General features: G+C 68.4%; 1 protein-coding gene and 1 pseudogene. One reads left to right on the forward strand and one right to left on the reverse strand.

Annotation, left to right across the window (positions count from 1 at the left end):
* Nucleotides 1-118, reverse strand: a pseudogene (locus G3I78_RS47675) (isoprenyl transferase); the annotation flags it as partial.
* Nucleotides 119-245: 127 nt separating this feature from the next.
* On the opposite strand from G3I78_RS47675, the gene G3I78_RS47680 reads away from it, so the two are divergent.
* Nucleotides 246-500 (forward strand): aldo/keto reductase (locus G3I78_RS47680; protein WP_203616517.1); only part of this gene is annotated, 255 nt, incomplete at its 3' end.

Consider the following 500-nt stretch of genomic DNA (forward strand, 5'->3'; position numbering starts at 1 on the left):
TGGCCCAGCGCCGGTTGCGGTCCAGGATCACACCGATGTGCTTGGGTCCCTGGGCCAGATCGAGGCGGTGCTCCACTCGGCGGGCATACAGCCCATACACCAGGTCGCGCAGATTCATCGCGTACCAGCCCCTCCAGCGCTCGTCACCCGATCGCCACAGTACTGCGCGCGGCGGTGAGCACACGAACCGGGTGCCCGGCTTCTGGTTCGGATCCGGGGGCCCGGAGGCGTGATAGGCAGAGTGCATGAATAACCGTTCCCTCTACCGCGCCGCCGACGAGCGCTACGACTCCATGGAGTACCGCCGCACCGGCCGCAGCGGCCTCAAGCTCCCCGCGATCTCCCTCGGCCTCTGGCACAACTTCGGTGACGACGCGTCGCTGGGGTCCCAGCGGGCGATCCTGCGGCGCGCCTTCGACCTCGGCGTCACCCACTTCGACCTCGCGAACAACTACGGTCCGCCCCCCGGCTCGGCCGAGCTGAACTTCGGCACGATCTTC

The sequence above is a fragment of the Streptomyces sp. SID13726 genome (genome assembly GCF_010548375.1).
GTDB lineage: Bacteria > Actinomycetota > Actinomycetes > Streptomycetales > Streptomycetaceae > Streptomyces.